This is a genomic window from Sphaerobacter thermophilus DSM 20745, assembly GCF_000024985.1.
GTDB classification, from domain to species: domain Bacteria; phylum Chloroflexota; class Chloroflexia; order Thermomicrobiales; family Thermomicrobiaceae; genus Sphaerobacter; species Sphaerobacter thermophilus.
The window spans coordinates 716,021-733,740 of the sequence record NC_013524.1; the positions used below are offsets into that span (position 1 = coordinate 716,021).

At 70.1% G+C, this 17,720-nt stretch carries 16 protein-coding genes; 6 read left to right on the top strand and 10 right to left on the bottom strand.

Features of this window, described 5'->3' with window-relative positions; translation table 11 throughout:
* The first annotated feature begins 9 nt into the window (after window positions 1–9).
* The 4 genes from STHE_RS15370 to STHE_RS15385 all read left to right on the top strand — a co-directional run bounded on the left by STHE_RS15370 (window position 10) and on the right by STHE_RS15385 (window position 4,679).
* Window positions 10–807 (top strand): Abi family protein, encoded by a 798-nt coding sequence (locus tag STHE_RS15370; protein WP_012873508.1) that lies wholly within the window; start codon window positions 10–12, stop codon window positions 805–807.
* A 43-nt stretch (window positions 808–850) separates the two neighbouring features.
* Entirely contained in the window at window positions 851–1,090 is a 240-nt protein-coding gene (locus tag STHE_RS15375; protein ID WP_012873509.1) for a type II toxin-antitoxin system Phd/YefM family antitoxin, read from the top strand.
* Window positions 1,091–1,201: 111 nt separating this feature from the next.
* A complete protein-coding gene (locus STHE_RS15380) occupies window positions 1,202–1,705 on the top strand; it encodes a DinB family protein (RefSeq protein WP_012873510.1) in 504 nt (167 codons plus the stop codon).
* A gap of 163 nt (window positions 1,706–1,868) precedes the next feature.
* Window positions 1,869–4,679, top strand: coding sequence for a GAF domain-containing protein (locus STHE_RS15385; protein WP_012873511.1), 2,811 nt, complete (start codon window positions 1,869–1,871; stop codon window positions 4,677–4,679).
* A gap of 18 nt (window positions 4,680–4,697) precedes the next feature.
* On the opposite strand, the gene STHE_RS15390 is transcribed toward STHE_RS15385, so the two are convergent.
* The 4 genes from STHE_RS15390 to STHE_RS15405 form a co-directional block, all read right to left on the bottom strand.
* On the bottom strand, window positions 4,698–5,003 hold the full coding sequence (locus tag STHE_RS15390; protein WP_148220125.1) for a hypothetical protein: 306 nt from the start codon (window positions 5,001–5,003) through the stop codon (window positions 4,698–4,700).
* Window positions 5,004–5,296: 293 nt separating this feature from the next.
* Window positions 5,297–5,602: a hypothetical protein gene (locus STHE_RS15395; RefSeq protein WP_012873513.1), complete on the bottom strand. Its 306-nt coding sequence runs from the start codon at window positions 5,600–5,602 to the stop codon at window positions 5,297–5,299.
* A gap of 125 nt (window positions 5,603–5,727) precedes the next feature.
* Complete coding sequence (locus tag STHE_RS15400) at window positions 5,728–5,991, bottom strand: carboxymuconolactone decarboxylase family protein (protein WP_052295396.1); 264 nt, start codon at window positions 5,989–5,991, stop codon at window positions 5,728–5,730.
* A 60-nt stretch (window positions 5,992–6,051) separates the two neighbouring features.
* Window positions 6,052–6,294, bottom strand: coding sequence for a hypothetical protein (locus STHE_RS15405; RefSeq protein ID WP_012873514.1), 243 nt, complete (start codon window positions 6,292–6,294; stop codon window positions 6,052–6,054).
* Window positions 6,295–6,533: 239 nt separating this feature from the next.
* Here STHE_RS15405 and STHE_RS15410 point away from each other — a divergent pair, with 239 nt between their 5' ends.
* Window positions 6,534–7,661, top strand: coding sequence for a class II histone deacetylase (locus STHE_RS15410; protein WP_012873515.1), 1,128 nt, complete (start codon window positions 6,534–6,536; stop codon window positions 7,659–7,661).
* Window positions 7,662–8,293: 632 nt separating this feature from the next.
* Here the strand turns inward: STHE_RS15410 and STHE_RS15415 are convergent.
* Window positions 8,294–11,392, bottom strand: a complete 3,099-nt coding sequence (locus STHE_RS15415; RefSeq protein WP_012873516.1) for a response regulator — start codon at window positions 11,390–11,392, stop codon at window positions 8,294–8,296.
* A 506-nt stretch (window positions 11,393–11,898) separates the two neighbouring features.
* Between STHE_RS15415 and STHE_RS15420 the strand changes: the two genes are divergently transcribed.
* Entirely contained in the window at window positions 11,899–12,189 is a 291-nt protein-coding gene (locus tag STHE_RS15420) for a hypothetical protein (RefSeq protein ID WP_012873517.1), read from the top strand.
* Window positions 12,190–12,363: 174 nt separating this feature from the next.
* Here STHE_RS15420 and STHE_RS15425 read toward each other — a convergent pair whose 3' ends face one another.
* From STHE_RS15425 to alr, 5 genes are all read right to left on the bottom strand, one after another.
* Window positions 12,364–12,591, bottom strand: a complete 228-nt coding sequence (locus STHE_RS15425; protein WP_012873518.1) for a DUF2795 domain-containing protein — start codon at window positions 12,589–12,591, stop codon at window positions 12,364–12,366.
* An 82-nt stretch (window positions 12,592–12,673) separates the two neighbouring features.
* Window positions 12,674–13,525, bottom strand: a complete 852-nt coding sequence (locus STHE_RS15430) for an ABC transporter permease (protein ID WP_012873519.1) — start codon at window positions 13,523–13,525, stop codon at window positions 12,674–12,676.
* Entirely contained in the window at window positions 13,522–14,457 is a 936-nt protein-coding gene (gene modA, locus STHE_RS15435; RefSeq protein ID WP_245534929.1) for a molybdate ABC transporter substrate-binding protein, read from the bottom strand. Before modA ends, STHE_RS15430 begins: the two co-directional genes overlap by 4 nt.
* Window positions 14,458–14,459: 2 nt before the next feature.
* Window positions 14,460–15,596, bottom strand: coding sequence for a substrate-binding domain-containing protein (locus tag STHE_RS15440; protein WP_012873521.1), 1,137 nt, complete (start codon window positions 15,594–15,596; stop codon window positions 14,460–14,462).
* An 835-nt stretch (window positions 15,597–16,431) separates the two neighbouring features.
* Window positions 16,432–17,682, bottom strand: coding sequence for an alanine racemase (gene alr / locus STHE_RS15445; RefSeq protein WP_148220127.1), 1,251 nt, complete (start codon window positions 17,680–17,682; stop codon window positions 16,432–16,434).
* Window positions 17,683–17,720: the final 38 nt, after the last annotated feature.

Genomic DNA, 17,720 nt, shown 5'->3' on the forward strand with positions numbered 1-17,720 from the left:
TGCTGCCTGATGAGTGACCGCTCCACGGACTACTACCACCTGCTCACCAGATGTCTGTCGCAGGAGCGCTTAGACGCCTACGCTCGGCGTCTCCCTACACAACCCGCCGATGAGCTTGAGATTCTGGCGCACTATCTTTGGAACATATCGCTGAGCCAGGCCTTGTATCCGGCTCTTCAGGCATTTGAGATCGCGCTGCGGAACAACATCCACGCAGTGATGACGGCAGCCTACAACACCCCCACCTGGTTCAAAGGGAAGCCGGCCGGTCCTACCCTGGAGCCACACCATCGCCGGCTGATTGTCGATGCCGAAGCGAAGCTCAGGAAACGCCGTAAGGGCAATCCAAAATCGCCGACGCCAGGAGAAATCATCGCCGAACTCAACCTCGGATTCTGGGTCGGTCTCTTCAACAAGGAGTACGATCCCAGTGTTCATTCCATCTGGCGTGGCAACCGAATCACGAGCGTCTTCCCGTTTATCCCGCCAGACGAGTCATTTACTAAGCACAACCGTCGGATCTACCGGACACGTCACGCGATCTCCCAGATCCTTGGACGCATTCATCGGCTGCGGAACCGCGTCTCCCACCACGAACCGATCTGGTACTGGAAAGCTCCGCCCGAGATTCACAGCCTCGATGACCAACACAGAGAACTCCTCGAGGTGATCGGCTGGATGAATCCTGCGCTTTTCGCGACGTTGCTTCTGCTGGATGAGTTCCCGACGATCTTTGAGGCAGGGCCAGGCGCATTCCGTGAGAAGCTGAGAGACCTCGTCGATCACATAGAACTGCCGCTTCCGTAAGGCGCACGAGAGTGCCAGCGGCACCGGCCGGAGGGTGTGCACGATGAACGTAGACGCGAGCGACGCGCAGGCACAGCTGTTCCAGCTCCTAGACGAGGTTGAGCGGGGCGCTACGATCACCATTACCCGGCACGGATCTCCGGTGGCTCTACTCCTACCTGCGACGGACGTCGATCGACGCCGCGTCGAGGAGACCATCGAGGCGCTGAAGGAGTTCCGCCGGGGTAAGAGGCTTGGGCCTGTGACCCTCCGGGAGCTGATCGACGACGGCCGCCGCACCTGACGGCTCTGCCACCCATCCCCACCCCAACGCCCCTTGACGGCGCAGCAAGGTTGGCGCATGGTGAGGCCGGGCACGGATAGTGGGGCCTGTGCCCAAGGAGGGGAATGCAGGATGTTCGACGAGCGAGCGGAGCTGCTGCAGGTCTACCGGAGCACGCCCGACACGCTGCGGGCACTGCTGCGCGGCCTGCCGGACGAGGTGGTCCGTGCCGGTGGCGAGGGCGAGGACGCCTGGTCGATCGTGGAGGTGGTCTGCCACCTGCGCGACGCCGAGGCGCGCGTGATCGAGCGGGTACGGCTGATGCGCGATGAGGAGCGCCCCTGGCTCGCCGCGTACGACCAGGAGGAGGTCGCGCGGGCCGGCCGCTACCGTGACCAGTCGCTGACACAGGCACTCGACGAGTTCCACCGGCTGCGCGGGGAGCAGATCGCCATGCTGGAAGCACTGACGCCGGAACAGTGGCAGCGCACCGGGGTCCACGCCGAGGTGGGCGAGATCACCATCCAGCAACTGGTGGCGCACATGGCGGCGCACGATGCAATCCACCTCGCGCAGATCGCCCGCTGCATCATCCGCCACGTGATGAACGGGGGGCAGCCGATCCCGACTCCGTGAGGAGCCGGCGCCGCATCCTGCTCTCGACGGAAATTCTGATAGCATTGCAGCGAGGGAGCCCACTCTTGATGCCGGTCCGCGCGGGCCGGCACGCCCTGGGCTCGCATCGGCTCCAGCCAATCGATTCCCGCGCGGCCTGGGGCAGACGAGGGGGGCCTGGCGCGTGGTGAAGCCGTCAGCATCACAATGGCTCAGCGACGTCGCGAGCGTCGAAAAGGGATTCGCCGCGCTGCTCGAGTCGGCGCCGGACGCGATCGTGATCGTCGACCAGGACGGGCGGATCGTACTGGCGAACTCCCAAACCGAGCACCTCTTCGGCTACACACGGGAGGAGTTGCTCGGCCAGCCGGTCGAGATGTTGCTGCCCGAGCGCTTCCGGGAAGCACACCGGGCGCACCGGGCCGCCTACGTTAAGGCCCCGCGCACACGCCCGATGGGGATCGGACTGGAACTCTTCGGCCGGCGGCGTGACGGGAGCGAGTTCCCCACCGAGATCAGCCTCAGCCCCGTCGAAACCCCGCAGGGCATGCTGGTAACCAGCATCATCCGCGACGTCACCGACCGCAAGGTCGCGGAAGCCGAGCGTGCCCGCCTCCTGCTGAGCGAGCAGGCCGCGCGGGCAGAGGCCGAGCGCACCGCGGAGCGCTTCCGGCGCCTGCAGGCGGTCACCGACACCGCGCTGGCGCACCTGTCGCTCGATGCCCTGCTCGAAGCATCGCTCGACCGCGTCCGCGAGGCGCTGGACGTCGAGACAGTCACCATCCTGCTCCTGGACGCTGAGCGCGGGGCGCTGCGGCCGTCAGCGACGCGCGGCCTGGATCCGGACAGCCTTGGCGAGGTCGAAGTACCTCTCGGCTCCGGCTTCGCCGGCCGCGTGGCGGCCGAGCGCCGCACGCTGATCTTCGACAACCCCGCAGATGTTGGCCGGGTGCACCCGAATCTGCGCGTGCAGGGGGTGCAGGCGCTGCTGGGCGCACCCATGTTCGTCGAGGGGGATGTGATCGGCGTGGTGCAGGTCGGCACCACGCGACCGCGGGAGTTCACCGACGACGACGCCGAGTTACTGCAGCGCGTCGCCGACCGGCTCGCGCTGGCGATCGGTCGTGCCCGGGCGTACGAGGCCGAGCGCGCGGCCCGTGCCGCGACCGAGGCTGCCGAGCAGCGTGCGGCATTCCTGGCGCGCGCGAGTCAGATCCTCGCCAGTTCGCTCGACTACGAGACGACCCTGGCCAGCCTCGCCCGGCTCACTGTCCCGTCTCTGGCCGATTGGTGCACGATCGACGTGGTTGAAGAGGACGGTCGCGTGGCGCGGGTCGCGACGGCGCACGCCGATCCGGAGAAGGAACCCCTGCTGCGCACGATGATCCGCCGCTTCCCGACCGACCTCCCGGCCACAATGCCGCTGCGGCGAGCGTTGGAGACCGGGCAACCGCAGCTCGTGCCGGACCTCCCGGAAGAGCACCTCCCCCAGGTCACGCGTGCTGAAACGCTCGACGTTGTCCGCCGGGTGGGGGCGCGCTCGTTCATCGTCGCGCCGCTGGTTGCACGCGAGCGGTGCCTGGGCGCCATCACGCTGATCTACAGCGACTCCGGCCGGCGCTACGGGCCGGCGGATCTCGCGCTGGTGGAGGATCTGGCGCGCCGCGCCGCACTCGCAGTCGACAACGCGCGCCTGTACTACGAGGCGCAGCGGTCGCGAGAGCAGGTCGAGCGCCAGGCTGCGCGGCTGAACCTGCTGGCCGGGGCCGCGCGCCTCGTTGCCGAGGCGAGCCTGGATCTCCGAGCGATCCTGGAGACAGTCAGCCAGCGCGTCGCCGTGATCCTCGATGGCGCCTGCGTCATCGGGCTCCTCTCACCCGACGACGCACGGCTCGACCCGATGGCCTTCCACCATGGCGACCCCGCCACGCTGGAGGCACTGCAGACCATGCCGCCGGTCCCGCTCGAGGACGGCGAGGGGTTCATCGCGTCGGTCATGCGCAGCGGGGAGCCGCTGCTGCGCGCTACGATCGCGCCGGAGGAGGCCCAGGCAGGTCTGATGCCGGGTCAGGAGGCCTTCGTCGCACAGTTCCCCATCCACAGCCTGCTGATCGCGCCGCTCTCGGTCCGTGGGCGGAGCATCGGTGCCCTCATCGTCTGGCGCGACCGGCCAGACCATCCGTATACCGAGGAGGACCTGAGCTTCCTGCAGGACCTCGCCGACCGCGCCGCGCTGGCGGTGGACAATGCGATGCTCTACCGCGCCGCACAGGAGGCGGTGCTGGCGCGCGAGGAGTTCCTCTCGGTCGCCTCTCACGAGTTGAAGACGCCGTTGACGACGGTGAAGGGCTGGGTGTACCTGCTGGCCGACGAGGTGCGCCGCGAGGATCCCGACCGGGAGGCGATACGGGAATTCACTGACGAGCTCCAGAGCCAGATCGACCGCTTCGAAGGACTGATCGCCGATCTCCTCGATGCCTCCCGCATCCAGCAGGGGCGGATCGACCTGCGCCCGGAGCCAGTGGCCCTCAACGATCTGGCGCGGCGCGTCCTGGCGCGCTTTGAGCACGCGCCCGAGCGGACGCCACGCCACACGCTGACGCTGGAGGCTCCCGAGCCGATAGCCGGCATCTGGGACCCGGACCGGCTCGAGCAGGTGCTGGTCAACCTGATCTCCAACGCCCTCAAGTACTCGCCGGACGGCGGCGATGTCCGCGTCCGGCTGCGGCGCGACGGGGATGTGGTCGAGTTGACGGTGAGTGACGAGGGCATCGGGATCGCCCCGGCGGACCAGAAACGCCTGTTCCAGCCCTTCAGCCGCACGGAGGCGGCCCGCCAGCGCGCCAGCGGGACCGGGTTAGGGCTCTACATCACTCAGCGGATCGTGCGGGAGCACGGAGGGACGATCGACCTCTTCAGCGAACCGGGCAAGGGGACGACCGTCACGGTGCGGCTGCCGGTCATACTACCCGGCTGGACGCCAGAGACCGCATAGCCCGCGCAACCCGTCCCGTCAGGGGTTCGCCAGCTCCCCGGCGCCGGGATCGACCCCTTCGGCACGCGCCCTCCCCTGGGCGGTCACCTCAAAGAGACGCGCACCGCTGGGCGTCTTCGTTAGCTCCAGCGAGCCGTCTGCCGCCAGTGCGTCCAGGTCTGCCATATCGGCCGCGGTGATCGGCTCGATGCCCGGCCGGTAGATCACCACCCCGGCCAGCCCGACGCGGACCGCGGTGAACCGCTCCCACGGACCAGCCGGCGCGCTGCGCGAGGCCTCTACCAGGCGTTCCAGCAGCGCACGCCGCCGCTCTGCAACGACCAAGTTCGTGTTGTTATGCTGACCGTTTCTCGTGTCCAGAGTCATGGCGTACGCTACCCACATCTGTCCGCTTGCCCGAGCTGCACTCCCAACGGGGAGGCCTGCTCCCCACAGCTAAAGAATAGCCCGCTCATGCTCGCAGGCGTCTAACACAGGGTTGAAGCGGCGTAGCAAGGTCATTACAAGATGCGGACGGCGCGCGGGCAGGTAGACAGGCACCGGCTATGCTGGTCGACGGGGTCCACCGGCACCGCGCCCTGCGGAGGGCGCCCGTGGGAGTGGCAGGACTACCCGGTTCAGTTCAACCGCGAGCGGCGCTCACGTTCAAGGGTCTGCTGCTCGGTGACCCAGCGATGGAGCCCGTCTTCGCTGTCACCATACGGGGCGCCGGCCGCGTAGTAGCGATCCCGGAGGAGCGCATCGGCCTGGGCAGCCACGCGGAAGATGGCCTGGACGATCAGACGGGCGGTCGCGATCTCCGCCTCCGGGGCGGCCTGATCGAGCACGCGCAGGCAGCGACGGGCAAGGTTGTTGCCCTGCCGCACCTGCTCGGAGAGCCAGCGGCGCACGACAGCCACGTCCTCCGGTGTCTCAATCCCCATGGCCGCTACCTCCTCCCAGGGAGTGGCTCCCGAACGACCGACCCGCGATTAGCCCCGTCACATCCCGTGCCGGGAATGATCCGTCGCGCCCTACGACGAACCATTCCCGACCCGTCAAAGACTCGTCAGGACGACCCGTCGGTGCCGTCGAAGTGGTAGAAGCCGTGAGGCTCGATTCCCAGTGCCCGGTTCAACCGCGCCCGGTAGTTCTCCCAAGCACAGATCGCCGAGATTTCAACGATCTCGGGCGCGTCGAAGTGCTCCTGTAACTGGCAGAAGAGGTCGTCGTCGATGGTGGGAGGTGTCGCCGTCACTGCCTCGGCGAACGCGAGCGCGACCTGCTCCGCCGCGGTCAGGTCGGGGCACCCTCGCCAGTTGCCCGCGCGCACAGCCCCGATGACGTCCGCCGGGACGCCGGCCTTGCTGCCACCGGCAGCGTGCAGTTCCTGTCACAACGGGCAGCCGACGATGGCTGCGACACGGAGGTTGAGCAACGCGTTGAGGCGAGGGCTGGTGCGCATGCCACGGCTCAACTCCCGGCTCATGGCCGCAGCGGCGAGCGCGACGTTCGGCGCGTGGGCTGTCTGCCGGAGCGAGTTGAGCACGGTGCCATAGATGCGTACCTGAGCATCAGCCAGGGCACGTAATGAGGACGGAATCTCAGCATCGGGCACGTCGGGAAGTCGAGCCATACATCTCCCTCCTTTGAACAACACCTGTCGAAACCCTCACGAACTCGGCTATCGTAGCACACGGTCACCCACGAACCCTTGGCCCGCAGTGGACAATGATGCGAAGATACGGCATCCAACCTCCCAGCTCCGATCGCTCCGGCCAAGGCCGCTCGCGGGCTCCGTGGCCGGGGGAACGGGGAGGGAAGCTATCGACGCACAGCAGCGCAGATCCGACGCGCAGTGAAAGGAGATCGTCGGTGCCCGACCGATCCACCGGGCTGGTCTTCTGCGAGCGGTACCTGCAGCACAACACCAACCCCTACCGGCTCTGGCGCTCCGGCAACCCGCTGCCCTTCGTCGAGCAGGTCGACCACCCCTCGAACCCGCGCCTGGCGCAGCGCACCAAGCACCTGCTCGACCTGGCCGGACTGAGCCGGCGGATGGTGCGGATCGAGCCTTACCCCGCCACCGAGGAGGACGTCACCGCCTACCACACGCCGGCCTACGTGCAGCGCGTGCGGGAGATCTGCGCCGCAGGCGGCGGAGACACCGGCGAGGGAGCACCGGCCGCGCCGGACTCGTACGAGATCGCGCTCCTCGCCGCGGGCGGTGTGATGGCCGCTGTGGACGCGGTGATGACCGGCCAAGTCCGCCAGTGCCTGGCGCTGGTGCGGCCGCCCGGCCACCACGCGATGGCCGATCGGGGCATGGGCTTCTGCATCTTCGGCAACGTGGCGATCGCCGCGCACCACGCCCGGCGCCGCCACGGGGTCGAGCGCATCCTCATCGTCGACTGGGATGTCCACCACGGGAACGGGACGCAGGATGCCTTCTATGCCGACCCCGGCGTGCTCTTCGTCTCCATACACCAGGACGGGCTCTACCCACCCGGCTGGGGCGCGGTGGAGGACACGGGGACCGGCCCCGGCGCCGGCTACACGGTGAACATTCCCCTCCCGCCCGGGTCGGGCGACGCCGCCTACCTCGCGGCCTTCACGCGGGTCATCGCCCCCATCGCCGCGCGCTTCCGTCCGGAACTGGTCATCGTCTCTGCCGGGCAGGACGCCAGCGCCAGCGATCCACTGGGGCGGATGTGTCTCTCAACCGAAGCCTACCGCCGCATGACGGCCGTCATGCGCGACATCGCCGCGTCGTCCGCCGACGGCCGGCTGGTGGTCGCCCTGGAAGGCGGGTACAGCGAGATCTATGCGCCCTACTGCACCCTCGCGATCGCCGAGGAGCTGCTGGGCGAACGCACCGGCATCGAGGAACCGCTGAACCCCGAGCGCGTCGCCGCCTGGCGCACCTCGCGCGAGGTCTCCCATGACCAGGAGCAGGTTATCGAGCGCGTGATCGCCGTCCACCGCGAGCGCTGGGGGCTGTAGGCCGCGGCGGCGGTCCTCAGGAGCGCAGGCGTCGTACGCAGGCTCGCCCGGCCTCTTGGGAACGGCCCTTACCCTCGACCCCTCTCCCAACGTTGGGAGAGGGGAGCGGAAAGAATACGGCAGCGGCATGGGCCCGGGGTGACCCCCCGGGCTCACAACGGAAAGCCGGCTAACGCCGGCTACGGCGGACCTCGGCTCACGCCGAGGCGATACGGTCGCCACCGCTCGGCCCGTGCCCGGGGGTAACCCCCCGGGCTGAAAAAATCGAAGCCCACTGAAGGGGCTGGGGACGCGGCACCCGGCGGGGTGCAGACGTGGATTCGCCTGCATGTGGGTACCGAAGCCCCTTCAGTGGGCTTTCCCAATCTTCAGCCCGGTGGCTTTAGCCCCGGGCACGCGCTGCGGTGCGAGATCATTCACGCCACTCAACCAAGGCCCCAACCAAGGCGCGGATATGCGCTCATACCAAAGCGGCGGCTCAGGCCAGCGCACTCCAAAGCCGGCTTTAGCCGGCTTTTCCTTGTCAGCCCGGGGGTTCACCCCCGGGCACGTGCCCACCGGCGGAGCCCCGATCAACTCGAAGAATCCCCCCAACGCGGGCAGGGGCGACCGCGTACACCCGCCCAGGTCGGTCAATCGCGATTACCCCCAGGACCATCCCCATCGGGCAGGATCTCACGCACGGTGCGGAGTAGGGTGTCGGTGTCGCAGGGGCGGGGGAGTGCGGCGCGGGCGCCGAGGGACTGGGCATGCCCTTGGGAGCCGGGGTCATCGTGGGCCATCAGGGCGATCACCGGCAGGTCGGGATATCGCTGGATCGCGTCCACGACGCGGAACGCGGTCAACAAAGGCAGGTCCACGTCGATCACCATCAGGTCGGGCGCGGTCGTCTCCAGCGTCTCCCGCACCTCCAGCCCGTCCCGCGCCTCGCGAACGTGCCAGCCGTCCCGCTCCAGCGCCTGGACCATCGCCCGGCGCCCGCCGATCGAGTCATCCGCGACCAGCACGACGGGGGCACGGCGGAGGACGCTGGTCGGCGGCCCTCCGCGCGCAGGCACGCGCGCGGCGTCGAGGACCTGCGCCAGATCGAGGATCTGCGCGACCTCACCCGACGGCATCGCGGTCGTCGCGACGACGCCGGGGGCGACCGGTCCCTGGCCCTGCAGCCCCTGCGGCCGGATCATCACGGCCTGCGGTTCGAAGAGGGCATCAACTCGCACCAGCCAGCGTTGGCCCGCGTGGTGGACCTGAATGAACCGCCCGCCCGGCGCCGCCGCGTGTTCGGACGAGCGCACGCCCAGCAGCGCGCCGAGATCCACCACCGGTAGCGTGTCGCCGTCCCACTGGGCAACGTACCCGCCCCCGTCCACGGCGATCACCTCCGGTGAGGGATCGCAGGCCGACGCATCGACGAAGGGCACCACGTAGCGCGTGCCGGCGACCGCCACAACCGGGGCCTCGGTCAGGGACGGGAGCAGCGGGACGCGGATGGTGAAGGTAGTGCCACGACCGACCTCGGACTCTACCGTGATCGTCCCCCGGATCTCCGAGACGGCGATGCCGGCGGTGTCGATCCCGGAGCGACGGGGCGGTCCGCCGTCGGCTGACGGCTTCATGCCAAAACCCGGCATGAACAGGAGTTGCAGCGCCCGCTCCCGGGTTAGCCCATCGGGAGGAACGGGGAAGCCGGAGCGTGCCGCCTGGCGGGCGATCTCCTGGTCGTCGATCCCCGCGCCGTCGTCGCAGATCTGGATCACCACCTGGCTGCCGTCTCGCTCGGCCCGCACGCGCACGGTGCCCTCCTCGGGCTTGCCGCGGGCGCGGCGGACATCGGGTGGCTCGATCCCGTGCTGCGCCGCGTTGCGGACGAGCGGCAGGAGCGCGGCCCCGACGCCTTCGAGCAGTGTCGCGTCGATCTCGGTCGAGCCGCCGTCGACGATGAAGCGCACGAGCGTGCCGGCCGCGCGGGCGGTACCGAGCGCGGCGCGCTCCAGGCGCGGCACCAGCGCGGAGAAGGGCACCAAGCGCAGCGCCCGCAAGCCGTCGTCCAGCTCGCCCAGCGCGTGAACCTGCCGCCGCCAACCGGCATCGAACTCGCCCCGCAGGTGATCGAGGTCGTCGATGGCGCGCGAGAGGTCGGCGACGAGCGCGACCAGCTCCGCCGCCAGGTCGGCCGCGTCTGCGGGACGCTCGGCCAGCATTCGCGCCACATCGCGGATACGATCGCGCCCGGCGCGCAGGTCCTGGGTCGCGACGGCGAGGCGGTAGGACCGGTACTCGTGCCCACCGGTGCGGACGGCCAACTCGCTCGCCTGCGCCACCAGTCGCTCGACCGCCTCGACATCCGAGCGGAGGGTTCGGCGCGCAGCGCGGAGCGCGGGCTGCTCGGTGTTGGCCTGCAGGATGACCTGCTCCAGGGCATCGGAGAGCGCATGGGCCTCGCGCAGCAGCGCGGCGCGGTCGTTGCCGTCGGCGCTGTCGAGCAAGGCGACCATCCGGGCGGCGTGCTCGCTGATCCAGCGCAGCCCGGCCGCCGCGGCGGCACCGCGCAGCGCGAGGAGCGTCCGCTCCAGCCTGCGGGAGGCAATGGGGGAGCCGGGGTCGCGCTCGAGCGCGAGGACGACCTCGGCCAGGCGCGGCAGCAGTGCGGCCGCGTCTTCGGCGAAGAGCGCCGTGGCGTCGCCCACCGGGCGGGTAAGCAACGGCTCCGGGTCAGGGGCGGATGCCGGCGGGCTATCGTCAAGCAGGTGCAGCGTCTCGCCCAGGCCGTCGGGAGGCGCCGTCAGCAGGTGGTCTTTGGTACCCACCGCAGCGGCCAGGGCGGCGTGGTCCGGCTCCGGCCAGTACTCCTCCAGGGGCTCGCTCGCCCGCCGCACCTGGATCAGCAGGTTGGACGCCTGCTCGACCAGCGCATCGACAGCCCGGGCGACCCGCGCCGGGTCGTCGAGCGCCTCCAGGATCATCGGGATGATCTGCTGCCCGGCAATGGCGAGCTCGACCCCGTCCGGGGTAAGCGACTGCTCGGTAGTGCGGAAGCCCTCAAGCACGCGACAGACTGCGCTCATGACCCGCTCGATCTGCTCCACGCCCATGCGGGTCGCCACGTCCCCCAGTGCACCGGCCGCGGCGAGCAGCTCATCGAGCGCCTCACGGCGCCCGGCGACGGTGATCTCCCGCACACACGCGGCGTAGGCATCCAGGCGCACGTAGATCTCCTGGAGGTCCGCCAACGGGAGGACCAAGCGGCGGGCGGGGGGGTTAGGCATCGCGGGCCGCGGCGCGGTGGCCAGCACCTTCGCCAGGAACTCTCGATCGCTGAGGTCAACTTCGATGAACTGCTGCAGCTCGCCGCGGGGCATAGCACGCAGCATCGCGCGGGCGTGCTCGAGGAGCGGTGCCGGGTCCTCGTCCATCAGCAGGGCGTGGACGATCCGGGTCAGGTCGGCTGCGGCGGCAGAGGCGTAGTGCCCCAGGTTCAGGGCCGGATCCGCTCCCTCGGCCCCGGCGATCTCCAGGGCCTCCCCGACGATGACCGCGGCCGCGGCCAGGACCTCGACGCCGGCCTCCTCCGCGATCTCACGCACCGTGGCCAGGGCACGCTGCGCCGCGGCGATCCGGCCACGGTCCGGTTCACGCCGGAGCGTCTCCACCGCCGCACTGCGGACCGTATCCAGATGCGGCTGAACCCGGAGCGCGACCTGCTTACTGGTCTGGACGTCCGACGACACCACGACGGACTCCTTAGCGGACATGGCCTCCCTGCACGGGGTCGCTCGCGGGCTGCGGCGCCGCGAGCAGTACGTGGTGTAAGATGCGCCAGCATCCCATAGGTAAGATAGCCGATCGTCCCGGAACACCCTTGGGCTGTTAGTCCTGATCTCCCGGGTTAGTTAGTAAGGTACGGGGGCCATCCGTACCTTCTCGGGATCCCCTGGATGCCTCCTCTCCATTTCCAGGAGGCTCGAGGGACCGGATTTCCGACCGGGACGTGGATTCCTGCATCATTGAAATCGTGGCGCACAGCGAGGGTCAGCAGTTCGTCATCGCGGCACGGCACGATAGGATTGCCAGGGATCGCGGCTGGTATCGCCCTCGCCCTCAGGTCCGCGGGCGCGAGGGTCGTCGAGGCAGCCCCTCCCGAGCGGCTTGGGCGGACCGGGGCCGCTCGGCGTGAAGCCGCGATCGCTCCTGCCAGCCAGGGGTGAGACGAGCCACCACCAGCGGACGGGGGATACTGATGCGACCGCTGCCACCATACCTGGCCGGGCAGATCACCGACGCGATCCTGGACGTCAGCATCGAAGTGGCCGAGCAACTCGGCTACCGCAGCGGGGACAGCGACGGCGTGCCGATCCCCACCGAAGCGGACATCGTCCGGGCCTTGCGCCAGCCGGTGCGTGCCGCCCTGATCCTTGCCCGCCTGGCGGAGATCCTCGGCGTCCAGGCCCCACCCGAGGTGCTCCGCGCATGCTATGACACCTGGGATGTCACCGTCCAAAATGAGGCGTCCGGCGAACCGAATCCGTGACAGGCCCGCCGCATCCGACATCGAGCAGCGAGCGAGAGCGGTGGATGCGCGTGACACCGTGAGCGGGTCTCCGGCGCCTCCAGGCCCAAACCCCGGACCGCCGGAGACCCGCTTATCCCTCACCTGCACCCGTCTCCGACCACTCGCGGTCGGTACGAGATCCCTACGCGCAGGTCAGGTCAACTTGCCGATCTGATCGGAGATATCGGTAGGGCTGTTGTAGCGCTGATCGGGTAAGCGCCGGAGCGCATCCAGCACCTCGCTGCCGGCTCCGGCATCGCGCGCCCGGTCCAACAGCGTGCTCTTGTCGATCGGGTAGTTGATCCCGCCCAGCAACTTCTGCAGCTCGATGGGATTCACCATACCGTGTCCGTGCTCCTGGCCGTGCTCGTGCTCGTGCATCGCACTGCCTCTCCATGAACGGACTGCCCGGCCTGCGGCCCTCGCTGCAGGCATGACCCCACCCCGCAAACGGGGTGCCGGGCTACGGCTCTACGCGCCGGCCCGCCACTAGCCGGGCGAGGATCAGGACCGCCGCGGCGACGGCGAGGAGCAGCACGGAGAGCGCGAGCGCCGCATCGAGATCCCGCTCCATCGCGCTCATGATGGCCAGCGGCATGGTCTGGGTACGGCCGGTGAAGTTCCCGGCGAACATCAAGGTCGCACCAAACTCGGAGAGCGCCCGCGCCCAGCAGAGCACCAGTCCCGAGGCGACGCCGGGGAGCGCGAGCGGGAGGGTGACCCGGCGCAGGGTGTGCCAGGTGCTCGCGCCGTCGATCGCGGCGGCCTCCTCGATCTCAACCGGCACCGCCTGGAACCCGGCCCTCGCGCCGCGCACGTAGAACGGTACCGACACGAAGACCTGGGCCAGCACCACCGCCGCGGTGGTGAAGGGAAGCTCGATGCCGACGGCACCCAGGGCGTCCCCCAGCAGCCCGCGCCGGCCGAACGCCATCAGCAGCGCCACGCCCGCCACCACCGGCGGCAGCACCAGCGGCAGGTCGATGACGACCTCGACGAGCCGCTTGCCCCGGAACCTCCGCCGCGCCAGCAGGTAGGCCAGCGGGGTTCCGGCCACCACCGCGACCGCGATGGTGATAGCCGTCGTGACCACGCTCAGCCGCAGCGCCCGCACCACGAGCGGCTGGCCGGCCGCAGCCCAGACCCCCGGCTCGCCCAGCGCACGCCACACCAGGGCGACGAGCGGAACGGCCAGGAAGAGAACCAGCAGCAGCGCCGCACCACCCAGCGGCGAGAGACCCGGGCGCCGAGCCCGACCGCGCTCCCGCTCGGGCTTTGCTTCGACCGCGCCGGCAAGTGCTGTCCAATCGCTCACTGGTCACCGCCGCTCGATGCCGGGAGGAAGCCGTGGCGTGCGAGGGTATCCTGCCCGGCGGGTGAGAGGACCGCGTCGATGAAAGCCTGGGCGCCCGTCGGGTTACCGGCGTTCTGAACGATCGCGATCGGGTAGCGAGCAACCACGTTGACCTCCGCCGGAATGTCGAGGACCGTCACCTCCGCGCGCACGGTCGGCGTCACGTCGGATGCATAGACAATCCCGGCGTCGGCCTCACCGAGCTGCACCTTGGCGACCACCTGCCTGACATTCGTCTCGTTCGAGACGACGTTGGCCAGCGCCTGATCCGTGAAATCGCTGCCGAACGCCGGGTCCTGCCCCATCGCCGCCAGCACCTGCCGCGCGTAGCGCCCGGCCGGGACCGTCTCGTCGGCCAGCACAAGCTTCAGCCCCGGCCGCGCCAGATCACGCACTTCCTGCACACCGGCCGGGTTGTCCGCAGGCAGGATGACCACCAACTGATTCTGGGCAAAGATGAGCGGCTCCCCCGCGATCGAACCGTCCTCCCGCGCGCCCTCCATCGTCACCTCGTCGGCCGAGGCGAAGACGTCCGCCCGGGCGCCTTCGGCGAGCTGCGCGCGCAGGGCCTGGGAGCCGGCGAAGTTGAACACGATCCGCAGCCCCGAGTTGTCTGCCTCCAACTGCGCGCCGATCTCCTGGAACGCGTCGGTCAGCGAAGCCGCGGCGAACACCGTGACCTCGCCGGTCGGCGCGCCGGCAGCCTCCGGTGTGGCCGACACCATGGCCCCGCCGGTCGGCTCAGTGATCGCCTCCTGCTCGGCGCCTCCGGCTGTCGCCCCACAGCCGGCGAGGACGAGACCGAACGCCAGGAACGCCACGACCGCCACCAGCGCCATCGAGCGGGGATGCCATCCTTCACGGCGCGCTGTGATCCGGTGCTGCTCCAGCATCGTCACGCGCCCAACTCCGCCACGATGGATCCGGCACGCGAGCTGTCGTAGCCGCCGAGCGCCTCCACCTCGGCGCGGTAGCCAGGATGAACCGCGATCTCTAGCAGCGCCTGCACCGCCGGAGCATCGAGGTAGTCGGTGGGGATCACCAGGTCGTAGCGCTCCTCCTGGAGCGGGAGGAAATCGAGCCCGAGCACCCGTGCGGCGGCAGCGATACCGGGGCCGGCATCGGCCGCACCGCTGCCGACCGCCTCGGCCACGGCCAAATGGGTCGGCAGCTCGCGCGCATACCCCCGCACCTGCTCCGGCACCACCCCGGCGGCGCGGAGCGCGGCGTCGAGCATGGCCCGGCTGCCGGAGCCGGGTTCGCGGTTGACGATGGTGATGTCGGGCCGCGCCAGGTCGGCAGGACCGGCGATGCCGCGGGGGTTACCGCGGGCCACGATCAGCCCCTGCTGCCACTCGGTCAGCGTCACGACGTGCAGGCGCCGGCCTGCCAGCTCGCGCCGCACAAAGGGGAGGTTGTACTCGCCCGTCTCCGGATCGCGCAGGTGGGTTCCGGCCGCGTGCGCCTCCCCCCGCGCCAGCCCGCGCAGCGCGGCGAGGCTCCCTGCATGCGTCCAGAGCAGCCGCAGGCTGGGGTAGCGCCGCGACAGGTGCGCCGAAAGCAGCGACAGCGCCGGGTCGCAGCCGAGCACGACCACGGTGTGTTCGACCACCTCAGGGTCGACCAGCAGATCAACCATCGCACCGCGGCCGCCCGGCGCTGCCTCCACCAGCAACCCGTCAGCCGGGGTGAGCGGACCACTGGCACCGGCGAGCGGCCGGGCCAGCAGCCGCCCACCGACGCGCGCCACCTGCACCCGCCGGTCGCCTGCCGAGACGTCGCCCACCAGGTCGGCCCGCACCCGCGGCGGGACATCCGGCAGGCGAAACAGCTCCTCAACCGGACATCCGAGCGCCCGCGCCAGACGCAGGGCCACCGCGGTGTTGGGCAGGTAGCGCCCCGCCTCGATGGCGCTGACCGCCTGCCGGGTCAGCCCTGCCCGCTCCGCCAGCGCCTGCTGGCTGAGCCCGGCGGCGATCCGGCGCTCCCGCACCTGGCTCTCGACTCTCTCGACGGCGACGCGACGCCCCACAGCAGCCTCCTTCGCCCCGAAGGTAACGGATAGAAGACACCATGTCAAGAATCCGTGACAACGAACCGGTAGACATGGGTCGGCGCGATGGTGCCGGAGTTATGTCACAAGTGCCAGGGGTCTTCCCGAATTGGGTTTCGAGCCCAGGTGTTCGCGTGCTCGCGCGGTGGTCGGTGCACAGCGCGGGTGGCACGAGGATCCCCGCGCCGCGGTATTGGCCCGGGGCTGAAGCCGCCGGGCTGACAACGAAAGCCGGCTCAAGCCGGCTAGGGTACAGAACTCACACCCCGGGAGTGGGTCCTGCCGCCTGCTAGGTGCCCGGGGCTAAAGCCACCGGGCTGACACGGCGAAGCCCACTGAAGGGGCTGAGGACGCTGGGTCCGGTGGGAGGCCGAACCGCGTACGCCTGGATGTCGCCATCGTAGCCCCTTCAGTGGGCTTACCCATTATTCAGCCCGGCGGCTTTAGCCCCGGGCACGCGCCGAGTGGTGAGACACAACGCCGGGCGGTGAGCCATGCCTCGTCCCAGCCGGCTTCAGCCGGCTTTTGTTGTCAGCCCGGCGGCGGCTTTAGCCCCGGGCACGCGCCGAGTGGTGAGACACAACGCCGGGCGGTGAGCCATGCCTCGTCCCAGCCGGCTAGAGCCGGCTTTCCTGGTCAGCCCGGCCGCTGTAGCCCCGGGCACGCGCCAGCCGCGCATCCCCAAACAAGTCGTCAAACGCCATTACTCCCGGCCACGCAGCACGATGCGGGAGCCCTCACACCACCCGCCCCGAGCATATTCGGGCGACCGCCGTCGCACCCCGACACCGTACCCCCCGCCAACGCACGCCGGTCAGCAGGCGGCGGACGGGTCCTCCACCAGCCCCAGCAGGTCGAGGACGGCGACGGGGCGGCCGCCGCGGAGGTAGACGCGCGGGATGCGGGCGGCGAGGGCGCTGACGATCTCGTAGTTGATGGTCCCGGCCAGGGCAGCGGCCTGGTCGGCGGTCATGGCACCGTCCCGGCCGTCGCTCAGCAGCACGGCCTCGTCCCCCTCGGCGACGTCCGGTGCGGCTTCGACCTCGATCACCGTCTGATCCATGCAGATGCGACCACGGATCGGGCAGACGGCACCGCCGACGACGGCCCAGCCCTGGTTGGAGAGCAGGCGCACCAGCCCGTCGGCGTAGCCGATCGGGAGGTTGGCGCAGCGGATGGGTCGCTCAGCGATATAGCTCCAGCCGTAGGAGATGCCCTCGCCGGGCGGGACGGTGAAGACCTGCCCGACGCGGGTCACGAGCCGCAGCACTGGGCGGATCGGCGCCGGGAGGGGAAGCTCCCGGCTTGGGTTCAGCCCGTAGAGGATGAGGCCGGCGCGGACCGCGATCGTGGCACGGGGAGCCGGGATCTCGACGACCCCTCGCAGGATGGCGGCGCTGTTGGCCATGTGCACCAGGGGCGGCTGCAGGCCCGCCGCGGCCAGGGCCTGGACCGCCGCGGCAAAGCGCCGGGTCTGCTCCTGCAGCACGCGGTCGTCGGCGGCGTCCGCGGTGGCGAAGTGGGTGAAGACCCCCTCGACCCGGACCCGCGGCTCCCGCGCCAGCGCGCGTGCCAGCTCGACCACGCCCTCCGGCTCGACCCCGAAGCGGTGCATACCGGTGTCGACCTTGAGGTGCACCGGGAGCGGCGGTAGGTCGTCGCCGAGGGCGTCGAGCAGCCGGTTCAGACCGGTGGCCGAGCCGACGGCCAGGGCGATCCCGCTCTCGGCCGCCTGGCGCGCCAGCGCGGGGTTGGCCGGACTGAGGACGAGGATGGGAGCGACCACCCCCGCCGCGCGCAAGAGCAGCGCCTCCTCGATACGGGCGACCGCCAGCCGGGAGGCCCCGGCTGCCAACGCGGCGCGGCCGCAGGGCACGAGGCCGTGGCCGTAGGCGTTGGCCTTGATCACCGCGATCACCTCGGCGCCTTCCGGGAGTTGACTGCGTACGTACGCGATATTTCCGGCGAAGGCATCGAGGTCGATCAGCGCGTGGGCGCCGCCCTGGGCGGCGGCCAGCCGCGCGGCGAAGGGCTCGATCACGTCCGGCAGCTCCTCTCTTCTCATCTCAGCGTCTGCCGAGAGCAAACACTGCGTACGTACGC